We start from the raw sequence: 18835 nt of genomic DNA, 5'->3' as shown, positions 1-18835 counted from the left end.
GCGTCTCCCGATGTCCGCTCGCCAACATGGCGCCAGGCTGATCAGTATGACCGCGCGGTCATGACAGCGCGGTCATGTCTACGCGGTAAGAAGCGCCCCCGTCAAGAGTCTGAAACACGCACGTAGCCTCAGCTTGGCGGGCCGCTTCTGTCGCCTGTAGGAATACGCGCAGGGCGGTGACCCTGACCGCGGAGGGCCCGACCTTCCGTGAGCGTCAGCGGTTGGCGGTCAGGGCACGGCATGAAACTCCCGGCCAAAGTTCACGAGTTGGCCAGCCAGGAACGTCGTGACGTGCCCTCCTGTGGGACGGGAGACCGTGTGTCAGGTCCCGTCGGCCCGTGCTGCCCGCGCGTGGTTGAGGAAATCCGTCAGCCCCACGGGCGACGTCATCGGCTAGCGGGATCACCCTCCGGTGTGCGGCGAACGCGGCCCGGTACGAACGTGCCCCACTTGATCGAAGGCGGCCCGTAGGCCGCAGTAGCTGAGCTGCGGAGACGCCGCCAACCTGGGTGAGACCCCGCCAGGCGTCCCGCTCCGCCGGAGCGAGCCACCGCGGTCTCTCCTCCATACCGTGACTGTATCCGGTCGTTGATTTGTCATCTACCTTGCCCGGGGGATTGCCGCGAGGGGTATGGGCATTCGGCAGGGCCGGCGCGGGAAGCCGCTCCCCCATAGCCTTCGACCGCCCGCGCCGGACCGCCAGGCAGCCAGATCTCGGCCGCGATCCAGGTGTATCGATCAAGGGCGTTGTCGACACTCGCCGGGCTTGATCATGAGGAAGCATCCGGTGCCGGCGCTCCGCCATGGGTAAGCGCTACCGGCACGCGGCCCGGGCGACCGGGCCGTCAGGACAGGTCCTCGTCCAGCTTGCCGACGACGCGCTCGGAGACATCGGCCAGCACCCGCAGCTCCGAGGGCGTGACGTGGTCGAGGAACAGGTCGCGCACCGCCTTGACATGCAGCGGCGCGGCGGCCTCGATCGCCTCACGCCCCGCGTCCGTGATCACCACGAACGCACCGCGCCCGTCCTCGGGACACTCCTGGCGCACCACCAACCCCCGCTTGGCCATGCGGGCGATGTGGTGGGACATCCGGCTCTTTTCCCACTCCAGCGCCCGGGCGAGGTCCTGAAAGCGCTGCCGCCCCTCCGGGACATCCGTCAGATGGACCAGCACGGCGAAATCCGCGGCCGAGATGTTCGACTCGGATTGCAGCAGGCGTGACAGGCGACCTCCCAGCCGCTCATGCAGGCGCACAAAGCTCCGCCACGCGTGCTGCTCCTCTGGCGTCAACCACCGCGCCGTCTCGTCCATGGTGAAAGTGTAAACCTAGTTGACTTCTCATCGAACTGTCGTCGGTCCGAGGCAACCTGATCACCACCGCCAGGCCCTGATCGAGGGCCGCACACACCCCCGGGGCGCGGCACGACCTGTCCTGCCCCGACTGTCCCGTGCCGCGCCCCCGGGCCTGCTGCCTCACGACCGAGACCGTCGGGCCGGCGTGTCAGGCCGTCAGCGTCCGCACGTTCCACATCACCGGTCCGGCCTGCCCGGTGAGGGACGGCCCGGGCCCGGATGCTCTTGCCCCGCTGCCCGTAGCGGCAGCCCCAGCGCGTCGTGAGCTGCGCCACCAGGCACAGGCCCCGGCCTCCCCCGTCGGCGGTCCGAGCCCGTCGCGGCCGCGGTTGCGCAGTGCCGGGGGGATGACCTCGCAGACCTGTACACCTTCGGTGTCCCGGTACCTCGCGGGCGCCTGCGCCGCGAGGCACTGCACCAGGGCGTCCAGGCGGGTGAGCAGTTCGCCGTCGGGGGCGAGTTCGAGATCGGCGAGCGTGTGGAGGGCGGCACGCAGCCGTCCCATGCCGGCGGTGGCGTGCAGACGATCTCGAAGACGAGGCCCGGCCCGCGGGAGTACGTGAACGCAAGGCGATCGCGACCGCCGGTGACGATCCCGACGACCTCGTTCTCGTCGCACGCCTCGTCGACGACCGGCTTCCGTCCCGTCATGGCAGGACCCCTGGCCGCAGGAGTACGGCTCGAACCAGACAACGAGTCGCTCGGCGCCCACGTCGGCGCCGAGGAACTGCGCGCACTGCCGAACCGCTTCCCGGAGTCGCAGCGCGGACGGGCCGTGATCAGCGCACCGGCCGCCGCTTGGCGGTGCCGAACACGCAGTCCGAGGCCGACCCCCGTGTCGGCCGCAGGTTCACCGGCGGCCCGTCTCTCGATTTCCTGCGCTCTCGAGCGACTGACGTTGACACGTCATCCACCGGCCCACTAATTTAGATGACGCATCAATTACTGCTGTGGGATCCGCCGAGCGGGCCCGCACAACCCGATGACAAGAGGTACCTGTGAACGTCACCTTGTGGGCTGTCGCGGCCCTGCTCGCGCTGGTCTTCCTCGGCGCCGGCGCTGCCAAGCTCGCCCAGCCGAAGGAGAAGCTGCTCGCCAGCCCGTCCATGAGCTGGGCCGAGGCCTTCTCGCCCGGGCAGATCAAGACCATCGGCCTCCTGGAGGTCCTCGGTGCGGTCGGGCTGATCCTGCCCGCGGCCGTGGACATCGCTCCCGACCTGGTCCCGCTGGCCGCGTCCGGCCTGGCCCTGACGATGTTCGGCGCCGCGATCACGCACAGCCGTCGCGGCGAGTCCCAGTCGGTCGTGGTGAACGTGGTCCTGCTCGCCCTGGCCGCCTTCCTGGCCTGGGGGCGGTTCGGCCCGCACGCCTTCTGACGGCAACCGAGAGAGAGGCAAGCCATGCCTGCCATAACCGTGGACGACGTGCTGGTCCTGCCCCGCCTGCCGGAGCTCGATCCGGCCGGCACGGCCTACCGGTCCGTCCGCCGCCTCACGTCGGCACAACACGGCTTCGAGGGGGAGGGCTTCCCGGTGCGCCGGGCCTTCGCCGGCGTACCGCCGCCAAAGCTGGATCCGTTCGTTCACATGGATCACGTGGGCGAAATGGAGCAGGCGCCCGGAGAGCCCCAAGGCACCCCGTGGCATCCGCACCGCGGCTTGCGGTTCCCCGGTGCGTCGGTCTACCGCGACCTCGCCGACATCCGCGTCAGTCCGGCCCGGCTGGCCGGTAGGAGGTCTTGCGAGGCGGGTGAGGACGTCGCGGATCTCCTCGGCCTTGGCGGTCTCGATGTTCTTGACGGTTGAGCCGTGGTAGGAGCCGGTGCTGGCGTGCACCGTGGCGAGGCCGAAGCGCCGCTGAACGGGCCCTGACCACACCGCCACGGTCTGGATGCGTCCATAGGACATCGCGGTGAGGTGTTGGTGGAGCAGTCCGCCGCATAGCAGTAGTTCGTCCTCGGTCAGGCAGTATCCCGTCGCCTGCCAGCGGGCTCCGAGGCGTTGCCAGCCTACGGCCGCCCCTCCAGCGAAGGCCGTGACGAGGGTCCAGAACGGCCATACGGCCAGATCGGCGTGCATGAGCTGGACGAGCGCGGTGGGGACAACCCCGAAGAGGAGGGCGATGAGCGTGGTCCAGAACGCGAGGGTGAGGCGCCACAGAGTCAGGGCCTTGTGGGGCAGGCGTGTGAAGGTCACGCCAGGTGGCTGGAACAACGCGCGGGGCTCGCGGGGTGGGGTGCCGCTCATGGGGAAGCTCCAGGGGGGTGGGATAGACCGGGAGCGGGGCCGGCCTGCTGCGCGGGGCGGCTCGCCGCTGGCCGGGCACGGCCCGGCTGACTGCACAGTGCGGAAGCGGTGACTTAGCGCCGCAACCCCGCGCCTCACCCACCACCGGCACGGGAGCACCTGCCGCGGTGTGGGGCTCATCGGCCAGCAAACGGCGAGGGCCGTCCCGCTGGGGGACGGCCCTCGCCTTGGTGAACGGATGCCTTCTCGGTGGTGCAGCTAGGCCACGACGTCGGGCCGCTCGTAGCCGTCGATGACCTTCCTCACACGGGTGCCGAGGATGGTCTCCCCGGGACCGGCGAGCCACTGTGCGGTCGTGAGGGACGGTGCCTCGCGCAGGCTCGCGATGAGCTCGGACAGGTCGATGCGAGGTGCCCGGTTGGCGTTGCACGCGCTCTCGAAGTCTCCAACCCCGGGAACGTACGCGACGTCGTGGCCATCGGCTTCCTCGAAATAGGGGTCTAGCAGACCGCCTCTCAGGCGCTGGTGCTGCGGTCGAGGATCGTGCTGGCGTGCGCGGAGGGCCTGTCGAACGCGCGAGTCGCGGATGACCTGGGCATCTCGCGCGAGACCGTACGCAAGTGGCGGTCCCGGTTCGCCGCGGACCGGCTGGAGGGCCTGGCAGACCGGCCGCGTTCGGGGGCGCCGCGAAAGATCACGGACGAGCAGGTCGAAGCTCTGGTCGCCAGGACGCTCGGCCAGGCGCCGCCGACGGGTGATTCGCACTGGTCGACGCGTTCGATGGCCGGGGCCACGGGGATGTCGCAGTCGGCTGTCTCGAGGATCTGGCGGGCGTTCGGCCTCAAGCCGCACATCGTGGAGACGTGGAAGCTGTCGACCGACCCGCAGTTCGTGACCAAGGTCCGCGACGTGGTGGGCATTTACCTGTCCCCGCCGGAGAACGCCCTGGTCCTGGCGGTGAACGAGAAGTCGCAGATACAGGCCCTGGACCGGACTCAGCCTGTGCTGCCGATGGCGCCGACCACGCCGGCGAAGATGACGCACGACTACGTCCGGCACGGCACGACCAGCCTGTTCGCCGCCCTGGACATCGCCTCCGGCTCGGTCATAGCCCAGCACTACCGCCGCCACCGCCACCAGGAGTTCCTCCGTTTCCTGAAGGTCATCGACGCCGCCGTTCCCAAGCACCTCGACCACCTGGTCCTGGACAACTACGCCACCCACAAGACCGAGCCGGTCAAGAAGTGGCTGCTTCGGCACCCCCGCTTCCATCTGCACTTCACTCCTAACGACTCAGGACACTAGGTGTGGGAAACGGGGGAGGGGAAGAGTCAGGAGGTGTGGGCGGCCAGTCGGCGGTCGACCTCGTCGGCGGTGGCGTGTCCGCAGGCCAGGGTGGTGACGCGCTCACCGTCGACGGCGAGGAGCGTGGGGAAGCCGCTGACGCCCAACTCGGCGGCGCGCCGGAAGTCGGCTTCCGCCTCCGCCCGCGTCTCGGGTGCTTCGAACGCGGCGACGACCGCCTCGGCGTCCAACCCGGCGGCCCTCGCGAGCTGCCGGTACGTCGCCGCGTCGGACAGGCTCTGTCCGTCGACGTAGAAGACGGTCTGGAGGTCCGTGGCCAGCTCCGCCGCACGCTCGGGAGCGACCCGGCGCAGCGCGGCCACCCCGCGGGCGGCGCCCTCGGAGTCCATCACGAACGAGCCCTCGTCGGCCAGCCGCTCGTAGGCCTCGCCGAACCGGGCGCCGGTCTGCTCGCTGATCTGGTGGTTGGCGCCCTGGATGAAGCCGAACGAGCTCATGGGTACGCGCCGCCGGCCGGTGAACAGGCCGCCGGAGACGACCTCGACCGGCAGTTCGGGGTGCCGGGAGGTGACCTCGCGCAGCGTCCCGGAGAAACCGTGTGACCAGCCGCAGTAGGCATCGAAGACGTAGACGAGCTTCATCGAAGACCTCGGGGGACGTGGCGCCCGCCTTGTGCGGGCACTCACCACGGGCAACATTATCTGACTCATCAGATATTTCAACGCGGGCAGGCCCGGCTGTGTGACTCGTGGCACAGTGCGCCGCTCAGGGCAGCAGCGGCAGGGAGTCGCGGGCCGCGTGGCTGAGAATCCGCAGATCCTCCGCGAAGCGCTCCCGGTGGGAGGCGGGCAGAGGGTCCAGGAAGTACCGCTTGATGTTCTCCACATGGAGCCGGGAAGCGCGCACGGCGGTCTCCTCGCCCAGCGCTGTCAGGCGTACCAGTCGCCCCCGCCGGTCGCCCGGATCCGTGACCCGCTGCACCAGCCCTGCCGCCACCATCCGGTCCACCAGCCGCGTCGCCCCGCCCGTGGTGAGCACCTGCTCCTGGCTGATCGCCCGCATCGACAGCCCTGGTTCGCCCGCCCGCCCCAGGATCAGCAGCACCTCGTACATCAGGTGGCTGATCCCGCACTCCTCCTCCAGTCGCCGGCCCAGGATGTACTCCAGCCGGGTCGCGGCACCCTGCAGCCGCCCGAAAGCCAGGACCAGTTCGTTGTCGGCCGCCTTCTTCGCGGTCGTGATCTCCCTCTGCCCGTCCTGCTCGCCCACGGCACCTCCGCATGTTCGTCCAGGCGGAACCTATCGCGCCTGATCGCATGCGGGGGCCCGGAGCTCATGTGGACCTCGGCGGCACGCCTGCGGCGCGGCCGGTACGGCACAGCGACCGCGAGCAAGGTGCCCCGTTGCCGCACCGCTCAGGCAACGCTCCCCCGCGATCGGCCCATGCCTGCTGGACGCCACCCAACTCGACCCCGCCGCACTGCGACCGTGGGCCGCGCAGCCCGGAACGGACCGGGCTGAGGAGGGGCCGACGTGCGGATCCGCATACGTGCCCGGTCCTGCCCCAGCTACTGCTGGGAGGTGCCCCCGGCTGGACGAAGGCCTCGCCGACGGACTCCGTCGGCCCACCATCGGCGCGCAGTTGCAAGCGCCGCGGTCTGCCGAACATGTCGGTTGACGGAGTGCACCCGGCGGTGCTCAACACCCGCATGGCGGATGTCGCGCGCGCCCTGCGCCGTCTGCCACTGCCCGAAAACCTGTTCGAGGACCCGAGCCCGCTGCGCTCGTCGACGCCGGCGAGGGGTACCGTCCTCCGGCGCCCGAGCCGCGCGGACGACGGCCGGCGCCGCACCGCCCCCGCCCTGTGCCCGGCGTGCCGGGCTGTCCATCGAACGGTTGAATTCGATCCCGACGTCGGGGCGACGCAGAGTGTCCCGCCTCGGCCGCAGAGTGGACGCTGCCGCTGCGCACGAGGAGATGGAGCAGTGGCAGAGAGGATTACCCCCATCATGTCCAGCAACTTCAGCAGGCGTCGGATTCTCGCGGTCGGTGCGGGTGCGGGTCATGTCCCTTCTCGTGTCACTCCAGCGGACGTGACCTCCAGCCGATGGCTGAGCGGCTGCCGGACGGCAACGAGCAGAACCTGGCGGGGCGCTGGGCAAGCGGGCCAACTGCCAGGTTGCGGTAGAGCGTGCACGCGGTCTCCGACACTGCCTCCTGTCCGCTGCAGTGGCGGTTGTGGGTGCCCCGAGGAGTGGGCGAACGATGCCCGACGGCGCAGCCGTCAGGTGGGCGGCGCCCAGTGCCGGGCGACGAACTAACGCATCGCCGTACGGGCCGGCGAATGCAGCCAGGCACCGCAGGCGAAGTCCTTCTTCGCGACAGCCACGTCGATCGGGCGAAACCCGGCGACCAGACTACGCCCGTCGGGGAGGATCACGTCCCGGTACATCCCGTCCGGCACGGCCGGCGCCAGGTCGTGCCCGCTTCGTCGTCGAGGCGTCGCGCAGTCCGAGTCGATCGGCCGGTTGACCAGCACCACGGATTCGCCCAGGTATCCGCGGTCGACCCGGGAGACCGACCCCAGCGCGAGAGCGGCCCGCATCCGCATCCGGCCGAAAGCACCGGGCGTACGGCATCGCTCCCGGCCGGGAAGACGACCGACTGGCCGTCCCCCTGCACCTGCTGCTGCGCACGGAGGCGCAGCACCCGGGCCCGGTGCAGCGCTTACTCGACCACGAGCCGGAGCCGGCACTGCGCGTCCTCCAGTGCGCGGCCACAAGGCCGTAGTGCTTTACATTTCAAGCATTTCCCCGCTACGGTGTCTGACGTGTCAGATAAATACCTGAACGGAAGTAGTCAGACCTTCAGAGGAGAGCAGTCGTGACCAAGATCAGTCGCCGCGGTGTACTGCCTGCCACGCCGCAAGCCAAGCCGTCCAGCCCGGAAAGCAACTCTGGGCGACGGAGACCGAGCATCTCCATGAAGCATGCGCTGCCTCCGGTGTTGAGCGTGCTCGTCGCCGTCGGTCTGTTCGCCGCCCCGGTATCGGCAGCGCCGGCTTCCGAGGTGCGCTCGGCCAAGCCGTTCCCCAAGGTCTTGAACTTGCCGAACGGGTTCTCCCCCGAGGGCATCGCCATCGACGAGCGCGTGGCCTTCACCGGGTCGCTGGTCGACGGGTCGATCCAGCGCATCAACCTGAAGACCGGCGCGACCGAGCAGTTCGCCCCGTCGCCCGGCCCGAGCCGGGTCGCGGTCGGTATGCACGTCGACCGCTTCGACCGGCTGTGGGTGGCCGGCGGCGGCAAGGGCTTCGGCCGGGACCTCATCACCAGCTTCCGGGTGTACGACACGAGGTCCGGCGCGCTGCTGGCCGATGTCCCCGTCCCCGAGGCCGTGTTCCTCAACGATGTCATCGTGACCCGCAGTGCGGTCTGGTTCACGGATAGCTTCGGCCCGAACCTCGTCCGGGTGCCGATCGGAGCCAACGGCAAGATTGGTTCGCCTAAGAAGGTGGCGCTCGGCGGCGACTGGACCGGTCTCAGTGCCAACGGCATCGTCGCCACGCCCGACGGCAAGCGCCTGATCGTGGCCCAGCAGGAGGCCACCGAAGGTTCGGGTGGGGCTCTGTATGTTGTGCCGAACGACTCCGCCGAGGTGGCGAACGCTCGACGGATCACTCTCCACGGCCACCTGGACTCGCTCGCCGCGGGCGCTGACGGCCTGGTGCTGATCGGGCAGACCCTGTATGTGGTCAACTCCGAGGGCGTCGCCGAGATCAAGCTCTCGCGGTCGCTGACCGCCGGACGGGTCCTTGGCACGACCGAGGTGCCGGATGCGGGATGGCCGACCACGGCCAAGCCGTTCGGCTCCCGCCTCTACGTGGTCGACGGCAACTTCGGGGAGAACTTCTCCAACATCGGTAACCCGAACGCCGTCTTCAAGGTCGTAGCCATACCCCTGCCGTGACGCACTCAACCCGGCAAAGGCGGTCCGACCATGCTCGGACCGCCTTTGCCGTATTATTCCTGTCCTTGTGTCCCCAGTGCGTCCCCGTCGCCCCTGAGAGACCTGTCCGATAAGGATCCCTGGGCTGTCGCTCCGGAATCAGCAGCACCTCGGGGTCGTCCCGCAGTGGCCCAGGCCGTGCCGCCTGGGCACTCGGCAGCCAGGTGCTGCTTGGGCGTCGCCACCACCCTCATCGGTCTGGTGCCGACGAGGGACTCCATCGGCATCGCCGCGCCGATCATCCTCGTCGTGCTGCGGATCCTTCTTCCCGCCCGCTGGCAGGGCATGGAACACATGGCGGTGAGCTGGGGAGGCACCAACCCGCCCACCGCCACCGCGAGCAAGGAGACCTACCTCTCGTCCATCCTCGCCTTCGCCTCCCGTATGAAGCGGGCCGGGGTCGATATCGAGCTGAGCGACCATGCCTTCGCCGACTACGGTCTGGAACGCATGGAAGAGCTGCGCAGTGCGCCCGAGGGCCCCGAGAACCCGTTCATCCTGGGGACCTCCGTAACACGGCGCTTCATGGAGGTCATGGAGAACATAGGTCGTTGGGCATGTCGCCAACGCGGCGATCTCGTGACTGCCAGTGCCGAGCCGACCACTCGATCAGGGTGGTGACCTCGGTGACGCGGGGCGCGCTGAACTCCATCAGTGACAGTCCGGTGGAGTGGGTGGCCTCGGCGTTCGGGCCGGCGGTGCGCCTGGCCTGCTCGTAGAAGTGAGGATGTCGTGGGGTCGTGATCGTGGACGACCGGGGCCCGCGCACGGCCCTTGTACCGCTGCGGGGGCGGAAACGGCGGTACGGCGTGACGGGCGCTCCGCGGTGAGGCCCGGACACGAGTACGGTCACCGTCGCACGCAGCACACGGCGGCAAAGGCGACGGGCACAGGTGGCTGCGGGGGTTGAACTCACGGGGTGTCTCCAGGTGGGGCGGGTGCGCCTCTACGCTCCGGTCGTGTCGGGGACGGGGGTGTTGAGGAGCTGCTGCTCCCAGAAGGTCACCACCCCGGTGGCGCCGCCGTGCGCCAAGGTCGCCAGCTGGTCCTCGGGGGAGATGAGGTTCGTCCGGGCCCAGTCGCGCTGCCACTCGCCCGTGATGGCCATCCAGGTGATCGGGACGATCCCGGCCTGCACCATGCGCTGTACGGCCATGTCCCCTGTGACGGGTCACACCGGAACCGTCAGCGTCGCGGTGTACCCCTGCTCGACGCTGCCGCTGACCGTCGCGAGCTGCTGGTCGTACCCGTCGTTGAAGACGCTGTCCGACTCCAGGGAGAGCTCGCTGAGATTCCTCACGCTCTCGCTGTAGCCGTCGGTGGCGTACACCCTGTCGCTCACGTCCTTCGGCAGCGCGAGCTGCGAGGTGTTCGTGATGGACCTGGCCGCCGTGGCGTCGGCCAGGCTGCCGTAGACCTCGAAGTGGACGTGCGGCCAGCGGCCCGGGTAGCAGCCGGGGAATATGCTCTTGAACGTGACCTGTCCCTTGTCGTCCGCCTCCTGGACGCCGCGCAGATAGTTCTCGTCCGTCACGCCGTCGTTGTACAGGGAGTACCTGCCCTCCCGGTCGCATTGCCAGATGTAGACGGCGGCGCCCTTCTTGGGGGTGCCGCAGCCGGAGGCGGCGTCCACCACCGTGAGCGTGATCGTCAGGGGCACGCCCTCGGCGGTGCCGCCCGCGGAGTCGCCGAAGCTCTTCGTGATGTCGCTGCGGACGACACCGCTCTCCCTCAGGACGTCCACGCCGTTGGAACCGTCGCCGGGGAAGGGGCCTTCGGTCTCCTCGGGGATCGTCTCGCACTGAACGGGCGACGACGCGGACGACGGGGAGGACGACGACGGGGAGGGCGACGGGGACGAGGACGCCGTGGTCTCCTCCTCGGAAGTGCAGCCCACCAGCGGCACCAGGCTCACCCCCGCCAGCAGTCGCACCATCCGGCGACGGGCGAGAAGGGGAAGGTCGTAGGAAAGCCCCCGGTCGTGCTCGTGCACTTCCTCGGCGTGGTGTGCGTTCATGGCAACAGACTGTATGAGCCGGTTGCTGTAGGGCACCAGGCATCCGGGCTGTCGGTCCCCTACCGATCGACTGTCATTTGCGTGTCACTGCGCTGACCCCTTCGTCGGTGACCAGGCGGTGGCGGTCTTGTCGTGATGGCCGATGCCTTCGCGATGACGGGGGCCGGGGCCTGGAGGACGATCTGACGGATCGCGGAGGTCCTGCGCGCTGCGGAGGGACGCGGATCTGACGCAGATGGACTTGGCGCTGACCGGGCTGTCCGGGACGCCGTGCCACTGCGAATTGCGGGAGTTGCCGCCGCTGGTGGATTTCGGACTCATGGTCGAAGTCGGGCTGCCGCGCTGGGCTTTCGCCCGTGACAGCCGGCGATGAGCATGGCGCGGCGGCCCAGCCGGTCACCGAGGTGGCCGGCGAGGGCGGCTCCGACCGGTCGGAAGAAGAAGCTGTTCCCGATGGTCGCGAACGAGATGATGAGCGAGTCCTCGCCGAGCCCGTCGAAGAACAGCTTGCTGAACACCAGGCCGGTGGACAGGGCGTAGATGAAGGGTCGTACCACTCGATGGTGGTGCCCGCCATGGCGGCGAGCGCGACCGTGCGGTGCTGGCCGCTGGTTGCCGGTGAGGATGGGGACATGGCACGTCCGATCGTCGTGGGTCCTCGTTGACCCGGAGCGGAGACAGGGAGTGCGGGGTGGAGCTGGAGGGTTGGGGGTGGGGACGGGGATGTGTCAGACCGCGTAGTCGGGGGCGATGCGGTCGATCCTGCGGCGCAGTGCGTCGAACAGGGTCCTGCCGGCCTGGGTGCGGTCGCCCATCTGGTAGGACTCCGTGGTCGAGCGCACGGCGGCCTCCAGGGTCACCGGCATGAGCGGCTGCCCGGACGACTGGGCGGCGAGCTGGATCTCGCAGGCCCGTTGCAGGGTCCACAGGGCCGCGAACGCGGCGGGCAGGGTCGGGCCGAGCGCCAGCAGGCCGTGGTTGCGCAGGATCATCAGGTTGCGGTCGCCGAGGTTGGCCACCAGCCGCGGCTTCTCCTCGGGGTCGACGGTGATGCCCTCGAAGTCGTGGTAGGCGACCATGTCGTGCAGCTGGGCGGCGTAGAAGTTGTCCGAATCCAGGCCGCCGCGCAGGCAGGCGACCCCGGTGCCCGCGGTGGTGTGGGTGTGCATGATGGCGTGCGCGTCAGGCCGGTTGGCGTGGATCACCGAGTGGATCAGCAGCCCGGCCTCGTTGATGGGCCAGTCCGAGTCCGACAGGATGTTTCCGTCGAGGTCGATCTTCACCAGGTTCGAGGCGGTGACCTCGTCGTACGTCAGGCCGAACGGGTTGATCAGCAGGTGCCCGTCCTCGCCGGGCACGCGCACGGTGATGTGGTGAAGATCATCTCGACCCAGCCGAGGTGATCGAAGATCCGGTAGCACGCGGCCAGTTCGAGCCGCGCCTGCCATTCCGCATCACTCATGCCCGCGGGCTTCTTCGTGCTACCGCCTGGCCAGGCGCAATGCCCGGCCGTTCGCGGGCGGCAGGTCTGCATAACGTGGATGCGCGCATACGACGCCGAAGCCCTGGCCAGCACCGCACGAACCCCGTTCGGGAGGATGGGTTGTACGACATCGACGACGTGGGTGTTTTCCTCGGCCTGGACGTCGGCAAGAGCGCCCATCACGGGCACGGTCTGACTCCGGCCGGCAAGAAGGTCTTCGACAAGCAGCTGCCCAACAGCGAGCCGAAGCTGCGGGCCGTCTTCGACAAGCTGGCCGCGAAGTTCGGCACCGTGCTGGTGATCGTGGACCAGCCCGCCTCGATCGGGGCCCTGCCCCTGACCGTCGCCCGGGACGCCGGCTGCAAGGTCGCCTACCTGCCCGGCCTGTCCATGCGGCGGATCGCCGATCTCTACCCGGGCGAGGCGAAGACCGACGCAAAGGACGCCGCGGTGATCGCGGACGCCGCCCGCACCATGCCGCACACCCTGCGCACGCTGGAACTCACCGACGAGATCACCGCCGAACTGACCGTCCTGGTCGGCTTCGACCAGGACCTCGCGGCCGAGGCCACCCGCACCTCCAACCGGATACGCGGCCTGCTCACCCAGTTCCATCCCAGCCTGGAACGCGTCCTCGGCCCACGCCTGGACCACAGCGCCGTGACCTGGCTGCTGGAACGCTACGGATCTCCAGCCGCCCTGCGCAAAGCCGGACGCCGCAAGCTGGTTGAGGTGATCCGGCCCAAGGCCCCGCGCATGGCCCAGCGGCTGATCGATGAGGTCTTCGACGCGCTCGACGAGCAGACCGTCGTGGTCCCGGGCACCGGCACCCTCGACGTCGTGATCCCGTCTCTGGCCCGCTCGCTCGCGGCCGTCCACGAACAGCGACGAGCCCTCGAAGCGCAGATCGGGCAGCTGGAGGCTCACCCTCTTTCCCAGGTCCTGACCTCGATGCCGGGGGTCGCGGTCAGGACCGCCGCCACCTTGCTGGTCACCGTCGGCGACGGCACCAGCTTCCCCACCGCCGCCCACCTGGCCTCATACGCCGGCCTCGCCCCGACAACAAGGTCTTCGGGAACCTCGATCCACGGCGAACACGCCCCCAGAGGCGGCAACCGGCAACTCAAACGCGCGATGTTCCTGTCCGCGTTCGCCGCCCTGCACCGCCTCCCGCACCTACTACGACAAATGCCGGGCCCGCGGCAAGACCCACACACAGGCTCTTCTCCGCCTCGCCCGGCACCGCATCAGCGTACTGTTCGCGATGCTGCGCGACGGCACCTTCTACGAACCCAGAACCCCACGCCTCGCTTGACGAAAGACATAGGTGCGCCGTGAAGCGCGAGTTGTTCGAGTGGCGGTGAAAGGACGCCACCGCCGTCCTGTCGCAGCAGGGCGGTTGAAGCTGAGGGCAGCCCGACCCGGGAGGTGCCGGGAAGGGTGGCAAGCGGCCCTGACAAAGCCGGGACGTATCAGCACTGCCAGATGGTGCGGGTCCGGCAAGCGAGACGGAAAGGAGTACGCGAGGAACCGGCGTTGACGCCTCCTTACTCGTCACCAGCTCGAACCTGGCGGATCTGGGCTGGTTGCGGTGCGTCTCCGTCTCCCTGGAGATGGGGAACTTCCCGGTCGGTTGCTATGTGTCGGCCGGGGAGGCCACGGCGAAGTGCTGCGGGGTAGTCGTGGCGATGCCGCGGGGGTATAGCCGGGCTCCTCCTCCGTCGATCGAACAGCATGTGAACACGGGAACCGTTCCGGTCCTGACCTGCGGCAACGCCTCCAGCGAGGCCGCAGGCTGGGCCCACCGTCGGCCGAACGGGCCGGGACGGGGCGGAGCCGCCGTAGTACTCCGAGCCGGGGAGAGCCCGGCACATGGGGAAGGGCGGCAGCGGAATCGAGAAGGGAAGGAGACTGCAATGCCGAAAGAAGCACCGCTGAACAGCGGTGCACCAGAGGCCCCAATGGGGCGCACCAGCGGGTATCGGGGATGCAGGCCAAACTTCACCGTTGGGCGGCGGCCGACGAAGGCCGCAGGTTCGACGATCTGTTCAACCTCGTGTGCGACCCGGCGACGCTGCTCGTGGCGTTCGAACGGGTCGCGGGAAACAAGGGGGCCAGAACGCCCGGAGTGGACGGCCTCACCGCCGTCAACGTCGAGCGGGAGATTGGCCCTTATGGGTTTCTGGAGGATCTTCGGCCCGTACTTAAATCGGGTGAGTTCCGCCCGCTTCCGGTGCGTGAACGGAAGATTCCCAAGCCCGGCGGCAGCGGGAAGGTCCGCAAGCTCGGCATCCCGACCATCGCCGACCGGGTGGTCCAGGCAGCCCTCAAGCTGGTGCTGGAGCCGATCTTCGAGGCCGACTTCAAGTCGGTCTCCTACGGCTTCCGGCCTCTGCGGCGGGCACACGACGCGATCGCTGAGATCCACTTCTACGGCACCCACGGCTACCGCTGGGTCCTGGACGCGGACATCGAAGCGTGCTTCGACTCGATCAACCACACGGCCCTGATGGACCGGGTGCGAGTGCGAGTCAAGGACAAGCGCGTGCTGCGGCTGGTCAAGGCGTTCCTCAAGGCCGACGTCCTCACCGAGGACAACAACCGCGAGGACACCCTCACCGGCACCCCGCAGGGCGGCATCCTCTCCCCACTGCTGGCGAACATCGCCCTGTCGGCGCTCGACGAGCACCTGACCGGGCCCTGGGAGCCGGGCGGGGAGATGGCCACCAGCCACCTGCGCGGACGTCGCCGTGGCGCTGGACGTCCGAACTGGCGAATCGTCCGCTACGCGGACGACTTCGTCGTCCTGACCGACGGCGCACGCGGCGACGTCGAGACGCTGCGCGAGGACATCGCCGACGTGCTGCATCCGCTCGGTCTTCGTCTCTCCGAGGCGAAGACGCAGGTGCTGCACATGTCTGACGGGTTCGACTTCTTGGGGTTCCGCATCCAGTGGCGCCGCAAGCGGGGAACGAACAAGTGGCACGTCTACACCTTCATCGCTGACCGGCCCATCCGGCAGCTGAAGGACAAGATCCGTGCCCTGACGAACAGAACATCGCAGCAGAACCCCAGGGACGTGCTGATCAGGCTCAACCAGATCATGCGCGGCTGGGCCAACTACTTCAAGCACGCGGTCTGCAAAGCCACCCTGAGTTCCCTGGCCAGCTTCACGGGCACCGGGTGATCAGCTGGTGGATGGCGCTGCATCGCTGGAAGTGGAAGGACGTCCGCCGACGGCTCACCGACCACAACGGTCGGTGGCAAAGGCCCTCAGCGGACGGGATCGAACTGTTCGACCTTCAGGCGGTGGCGGTCACCCGCTACCGCTACAGAGGCAACACGATCCCCAACCCCTGGGCCCGCCTCAACCACGCCTGAACGGCAGAGTTCGTGGATAGCCCGGTACTCGGAGACGGGTACGCCGGGTTCGGCGAGCGGCACGGAGAAACGGACCGGTGGCAACACCGGCACCGCGCTCCGTGCCGACTCAACAGGCACCCCCATCGAAGATGATCGCCGTCCACCTCAACTTCCGCAGCAGCGCCAAGGACGCGGACGAACCCCCGCCCACCCCTCCTACTTCCTCAAGCCGCCGTCGTCACTGGCGGCACCGAGGACGCGTTCTCCGGCCGCGCGGCTGCCACCTCATGGGTTTCGAGGGCGAGATCGCGCTCGTCATCGGTTCGCGGGCGCGGCGGGTGTGGCCGGAGGACGGCTGGTCGTACGTCCGCTGGGTGACTGCCGCCAACGACGCGGGCGTGTACGACCTGCGGTACGCCGACCGGGGTTCCCATCTCCGCTCGAAGGGCGCGGACGGCTTCACGCCGGTCGGGCACCTGGACGTCGTACCTGCCGAAGTACGCGGAATTCAACGCGGGCGTCGAAAAGTCGGACGCGCTGCTCGCGGGCACGATCTCGCTCGCCTTCTTCGGCATGCTCCAGCCCCTCGGCGGCCTCCTCTCCGACCGCTACGGCCGCCGCCCCTCGCTCCCGCCGTTCCTCGCTCCCTGTTCAAGGAGCTGGGTCACGCGGACCTGTTCCCCTGGTACGTCGGCGTGCTCTGCCTGGGCTCCTCACTCGTGCATCTGGGGCTTCCCGAGACCGCGCACCGGGCTCCCAAACGGTGATCGTACGGCTGGGGTCGCCACGGCAAGCAGGCCGGACTCGCCGTCGGTCGGCGAGCCCGGCGCTCGGATGCTGGTCAGCCCTCCTTCGTTGGGGTCAGTTGATGCGGACGATCTTCCAGAGCTGGTCGTCAACGTCGAGGCTGTTCCACTGGACGACGGCCGCGCCGTCGGCGGTGGAGGACTGGGCGACGCCGGCGACGAGGGTGCTGTTCACGTTCCGGAGCCGGTAGTAGCCGTCGCCTGCGTCGGTCAGCGTCCACTTCTGGGAGTCGGCGCTGGAGGCGGTGTTCTGGACGATGGCAGCGCCTGCCGTGCGGGAGGAGCTGCGGATGTCGAGGTTGAGGTTGCTGTTGACATTCTTGATGGTCCAGGCCCCGTTGCCGGCGGACTGGAAGGTGAACAGCTGGCAGATGCAGGCGGAGTTGTACCACTGGTTGGCCGCGGTGTCGGTGGCGGTGGAGGCGCCGGGGATGTCCAGGTACTTCCCGCTGTTCTTGTTGACGAGGACGTACTGGCCGGTGCCGAGGGGCGGCAGGGCGGTCTGGTCGAGGTCCCAGCGCTGGCAGGCGCAGCCGGTGCTGCTCCACTGGGCGGCGGTGGTGCCCACGGTGGTGGAGGCGCCTGGTATTTCGAGGTTCTTGCCGGTGACCCGGTTCGTGATGGAGTAGCCGCCGGCGGGAGACGGAGCGACGGCCCATTCGTGGTCGAGGGTGCCGTTGTCGTCCCACTGCAGAACCCTGGCGCCGTCGGCGGTGGACTGGTTCTCCACCCCGAGGACCTTGCCGCTGGCGACATTGAAGATCTTGAAGTACCCGGAGGGCTGCCGCTCGAAGCGCCACTGCTGGTCGGTGGCGTTGGTGGTGTTCTGCTGAGTGGCGTAGGTGCCGTTGCTGGTGGACCCGCCCGCGATGGTGAGCTTCAGATCGCTGTTCGCGTTGGAGACGGTGTAGGTGGCGCCGTCGGAGATTCCGCCGCCCAGATCGATGACGCTGATCCTGACGGGGTTCAGGGTGCTCACTCCCACGCGCCCGCCGTTGAGCACCATCAGGCTGTGCCCGTCGGCCAGGGGAAGCAGACCGCGACTGTAGCCGCGGGTGAGGCCGGAGCGGATACGGTGCCAGGCGTCGGGGGCGCCGTTCTCGGTGTTGACGAACAGATCGTCCACGGTGTCGCCGCCCGCGACGAGGGTGCCGTTCGGGCCCCCGGTGGGCAGCCAGGTGACGAAAGGCGACCCGTTCGGGCTGATGCCGTCGGTCGACCGCAGCACCCGGCCGGGGACGGAGCCGAACGACTCGGGGCCGGAAGCGACCTTGTAGTACACGGTGCAGCCGCCCTCGGGCGCACCGCAGTACTCGTACGTCATGACGTGGTTGCCGTTCGGCAGCTTCGCGACGGTCGGCATGCCCGGCCGGTCGGCGTACGTCGGCATCGCCACGTCGTCCACCACCGGGCCCCAGTTGCGGAGGTCCGTCGAGACCTGGTGGACGAGCTTCTGCCCGTGGTCGGTGTCGCGCTGGTCCGAGTAATAGACGATGAGCCTGTCACCGGACAGCAGGAAGAAGGGTTCCCACACGGGGGTGTAGCCGTTGCTGGAGATCGCCCGGCCGCCGGTGGCGATGTTGGTGACGAAGCTCCAGCTCTGCCCGCGGTCGGTGCTGGCGTACAGGTCGATCTTGGTCCCACCCCGGTCGGCCGGGACGGAGTCACCGGCGGCCAGGATGGTTCCGGTGGGGAAACCGCCCATGGCCCGGGACAGTTCGAACAGCTCGGGCTGCCAGCGCATGCCCCAGCCGTTCTGCGTGTCGGCGACCTCGGAGATCTTGGTCCAGGAGGTGCCGTTGTCGGTGCTGCGGTAGATGGGGAAGACGGGGGTGCCGTTGGTGTACTGCTCGAAGGTGGCGAGGAGGGTGCCGTTGGCCGAGCCGTTGTACTGCAGGCGCAGCCCCCGCGCATAGAGCGAGCCGGGGGCGGGCGCGTCGGACGGCGGGGTGTACAGGGTCTGGGCGGGGCGGGAGATGGCGTCCGCCCTGCCCGCGGCGGGTACTACCAGCGTTGCCGCCGCGACGATCAGGGCGAGCAGCAGGAAGAGGAGAGTGGCGGGGTGGGAACGCGGAGCGGCGCCGGGTCTGGCGCCTGACTGCGCAGGAGACATGTGCGGCTCCGATGACGGGGAGGGGAAGGGGAGGTGTTTCGGTGCCCGCCGGTTCCCGGACCGGTCGGCTCGGGGGTCGGCGGAGTCCAGTGGGCGTGCGTCAGCCGGGTCCGGAGGGTCTGGTGACGTCGCCGTGCGG

General features: G+C 69.0%; 15 protein-coding genes and 8 pseudogenes. 11 read left to right on the top strand and 12 right to left on the bottom strand.

What is annotated here, in order from left to right:
• Positions 1-845 precede the first annotated feature (845 nt).
• Positions 846-1313 carry a MarR family winged helix-turn-helix transcriptional regulator gene (locus tag ACFPZJ_RS35960; protein WP_381030711.1) on the bottom strand — a complete coding sequence of 156 codons (468 nt, stop codon included), beginning with the start codon at positions 1311-1313 and terminating at the stop codon, positions 846-848.
• Positions 1314-1503: 190 nt separating this feature from the next.
• Positions 1504-1860, bottom strand: a complete 357-nt coding sequence (locus tag ACFPZJ_RS35955) for a hypothetical protein (RefSeq protein ID WP_381030709.1) — start codon at positions 1858-1860, stop codon at positions 1504-1506.
• 493 nt (positions 1861-2353) lie between these two features.
• Here ACFPZJ_RS35955 and ACFPZJ_RS35950 point away from each other — a divergent pair, with 493 nt between their 5' ends.
• Together ACFPZJ_RS35950 and ACFPZJ_RS35945 are read left to right on the top strand one after the other, a co-directional pair.
• Positions 2354-2731 (top strand): DoxX family protein, encoded by a 378-nt coding sequence (locus tag ACFPZJ_RS35950; protein ID WP_381030707.1) that lies wholly within the window; start codon positions 2354-2356, stop codon positions 2729-2731.
• Positions 2732-2755: 24 nt separating this feature from the next.
• Positions 2756-3013 (top strand): annotated as a pseudogene (locus ACFPZJ_RS35945) (cupin domain-containing protein); the annotation flags it as partial.
• Between the two features lie 159 nt (positions 3014-3172).
• On the opposite strand, the pseudogene ACFPZJ_RS35940 reads toward ACFPZJ_RS35945, so the two are convergent.
• Positions 3173-3433 (bottom strand): annotated as a pseudogene (locus ACFPZJ_RS35940) (PH domain-containing protein); the annotation flags it as partial.
• 672 nt (positions 3434-4105) lie between these two features.
• Here ACFPZJ_RS35940 and ACFPZJ_RS35935 point away from each other — a divergent pair.
• Positions 4106-4897 (top strand): annotated as a pseudogene (locus ACFPZJ_RS35935) (IS630 family transposase); the annotation flags it as partial.
• Positions 4898-4932: 35 nt separating this feature from the next.
• Here the strand turns inward: ACFPZJ_RS35935 and ACFPZJ_RS35930 are convergent.
• Together ACFPZJ_RS35930 and ACFPZJ_RS35925 are read right to left on the bottom strand one after the other, a co-directional pair.
• A complete protein-coding gene (locus tag ACFPZJ_RS35930; RefSeq protein ID WP_381030705.1) occupies positions 4933-5547 on the bottom strand; it encodes a DsbA family protein in 615 nt (204 codons plus the stop codon).
• Positions 5548-5671: 124 nt separating this feature from the next.
• Positions 5672-6175, bottom strand: a complete 504-nt coding sequence (locus ACFPZJ_RS35925) for a MarR family winged helix-turn-helix transcriptional regulator (RefSeq protein ID WP_381030704.1) — start codon at positions 6173-6175, stop codon at positions 5672-5674.
• A gap of 879 nt (positions 6176-7054) precedes the next feature.
• Here ACFPZJ_RS35925 and ACFPZJ_RS35920 point away from each other — a divergent pair.
• Positions 7055-7191 (top strand): annotated as a pseudogene (locus ACFPZJ_RS35920) (transposase); the annotation flags it as partial.
• Between the two features lie 32 nt (positions 7192-7223).
• Here ACFPZJ_RS35920 and ACFPZJ_RS35915 read toward each other — a convergent pair.
• Positions 7224-7511 (bottom strand): hypothetical protein, encoded by a 288-nt coding sequence (locus tag ACFPZJ_RS35915; protein ID WP_381030702.1) that lies wholly within the window; start codon positions 7509-7511, stop codon positions 7224-7226.
• Between the two features lie 278 nt (positions 7512-7789).
• On the opposite strand from ACFPZJ_RS35915, the gene ACFPZJ_RS35910 reads away from it, so the two are divergent.
• Positions 7790-8875, top strand: a complete 1086-nt coding sequence (locus tag ACFPZJ_RS35910; protein ID WP_381030700.1) for an SMP-30/gluconolactonase/LRE family protein — start codon at positions 7790-7792, stop codon at positions 8873-8875.
• 210 nt (positions 8876-9085) lie between these two features.
• A complete protein-coding gene (locus ACFPZJ_RS35905; protein ID WP_381030698.1) occupies positions 9086-9535 on the top strand; it encodes an MBL fold metallo-hydrolase in 450 nt (149 codons plus the stop codon).
• Positions 9536-9860: 325 nt separating this feature from the next.
• Here the strand turns inward: ACFPZJ_RS35905 and ACFPZJ_RS35900 are convergent.
• The 5 genes and pseudogenes from ACFPZJ_RS35900 to ACFPZJ_RS35880 form a co-directional block, all read right to left on the bottom strand.
• Positions 9861-10073: pseudogene (locus tag ACFPZJ_RS35900) on the bottom strand (hydrolase); the annotation flags it as partial.
• 12 nt (positions 10074-10085) lie between these two features.
• Positions 10086-10931, bottom strand: a complete 846-nt coding sequence (locus ACFPZJ_RS35895) for an intradiol ring-cleavage dioxygenase (RefSeq protein WP_381030697.1) — start codon at positions 10929-10931, stop codon at positions 10086-10088.
• A gap of 317 nt (positions 10932-11248) precedes the next feature.
• On the bottom strand, positions 11249-11488 hold the full coding sequence (locus ACFPZJ_RS35890) for a hypothetical protein (RefSeq protein ID WP_381030695.1): 240 nt from the start codon (positions 11486-11488) through the stop codon (positions 11249-11251).
• Positions 11489-11659: 171 nt separating this feature from the next.
• The gene (locus ACFPZJ_RS35885) at positions 11660-12295 is read right to left on the bottom strand and encodes a class II aldolase/adducin family protein (protein WP_381030693.1); all 636 of its coding nucleotides are present in this window, start codon (positions 12293-12295) and stop codon (positions 11660-11662) included.
• A complete protein-coding gene (locus ACFPZJ_RS35880; protein WP_381030691.1) occupies positions 12262-12393 on the bottom strand; it encodes a hypothetical protein in 132 nt (43 codons plus the stop codon). The genes ACFPZJ_RS35885 and ACFPZJ_RS35880 overlap by 34 nt, the downstream gene beginning before the upstream one ends.
• A 141-nt stretch (positions 12394-12534) precedes the next feature.
• Here ACFPZJ_RS35880 and ACFPZJ_RS35875 point away from each other — a divergent pair.
• From ACFPZJ_RS35875 to ACFPZJ_RS35855, 5 genes and pseudogenes are all read left to right on the top strand, one after another.
• Positions 12535-13729, top strand: a pseudogene (locus ACFPZJ_RS35875) (IS110 family RNA-guided transposase).
• A 672-nt stretch (positions 13730-14401) separates the two neighbouring features.
• Complete coding sequence (gene ltrA, locus ACFPZJ_RS35870) at positions 14402-15601, top strand: group II intron reverse transcriptase/maturase (protein ID WP_381030690.1); 1200 nt, start codon at positions 14402-14404, stop codon at positions 15599-15601.
• A gap of 11 nt (positions 15602-15612) precedes the next feature.
• Positions 15613-15795, top strand: coding sequence for a hypothetical protein (locus tag ACFPZJ_RS35865; RefSeq protein ID WP_381030688.1), 183 nt, complete (start codon positions 15613-15615; stop codon positions 15793-15795).
• Positions 15796-15926: 131 nt separating this feature from the next.
• Positions 15927-16223, top strand: a pseudogene (locus ACFPZJ_RS35860) (fumarylacetoacetate hydrolase family protein); the annotation flags it as partial.
• A gap of 28 nt (positions 16224-16251) precedes the next feature.
• A pseudogene (locus ACFPZJ_RS35855) lies at positions 16252-16544 on the top strand (hypothetical protein); the annotation flags it as partial.
• 94 nt (positions 16545-16638) lie between these two features.
• Here the strand turns inward: ACFPZJ_RS35855 and ACFPZJ_RS35850 are convergent.
• A complete protein-coding gene (locus tag ACFPZJ_RS35850) occupies positions 16639-18696 on the bottom strand; it encodes an RICIN domain-containing protein (RefSeq protein ID WP_381030686.1) in 2058 nt (685 codons plus the stop codon).
• Positions 18697-18835 lie beyond the last annotated feature (139 nt).

Origin of the sequence: Streptomyces bullii (assembly GCF_042657145.1) — a bacterium.
Taxonomy (GTDB): domain Bacteria; phylum Actinomycetota; class Actinomycetes; order Streptomycetales; family Streptomycetaceae; genus Streptomyces; species Streptomyces bullii.
The sequence above is the reverse complement of the archived record's forward strand: the minus strand, read 5'-3'. Positions and strand labels throughout refer to the sequence as shown.

Bases quoted from the DNA above. Each gene is read 5' to 3' on its own strand.
- ACFPZJ_RS35915 (WP_381030702.1), bottom strand. From the start codon at position 7,511: ATGCGGGCCGCTCTCGCGCTGGGGTCGGTCTCCCGGGTCGACCGCGGA.
- ACFPZJ_RS35960 (WP_381030711.1), bottom strand. From the start codon at position 1,313: ATGGACGAGACGGCGCGGTGGTTGACGCCAGAGGAGCAGCACGCGTGG.
- ACFPZJ_RS35865 (WP_381030688.1), top strand. From the start codon at position 15,613: ATGGCGCTGCATCGCTGGAAGTGGAAGGACGTCCGCCGACGGCTCACC.
- ACFPZJ_RS35955 (WP_381030709.1), bottom strand. From the start codon at position 1,860: ATGGGACGGCTGCGTGCCGCCCTCCACACGCTCGCCGATCTCGAACTC.
- ACFPZJ_RS35895 (WP_381030697.1), bottom strand. From the start codon at position 10,931: ATGAACGCACACCACGCCGAGGAAGTGCACGAGCACGACCGGGGGCTT.
- ACFPZJ_RS35880 (WP_381030691.1), bottom strand. From the start codon at position 12,393: ATGAGTGATGCGGAATGGCAGGCGCGGCTCGAACTGGCCGCGTGCTAC.
- ACFPZJ_RS35850 (WP_381030686.1), bottom strand. From the start codon at position 18,696: ATGTCTCCTGCGCAGTCAGGCGCCAGACCCGGCGCCGCTCCGCGTTCC.
- ACFPZJ_RS35930 (WP_381030705.1), bottom strand. From the start codon at position 5,547: ATGAAGCTCGTCTACGTCTTCGATGCCTACTGCGGCTGGTCACACGGT.
- ltrA (WP_381030690.1), top strand. From the start codon at position 14,402: ATGCAGGCCAAACTTCACCGTTGGGCGGCGGCCGACGAAGGCCGCAGG.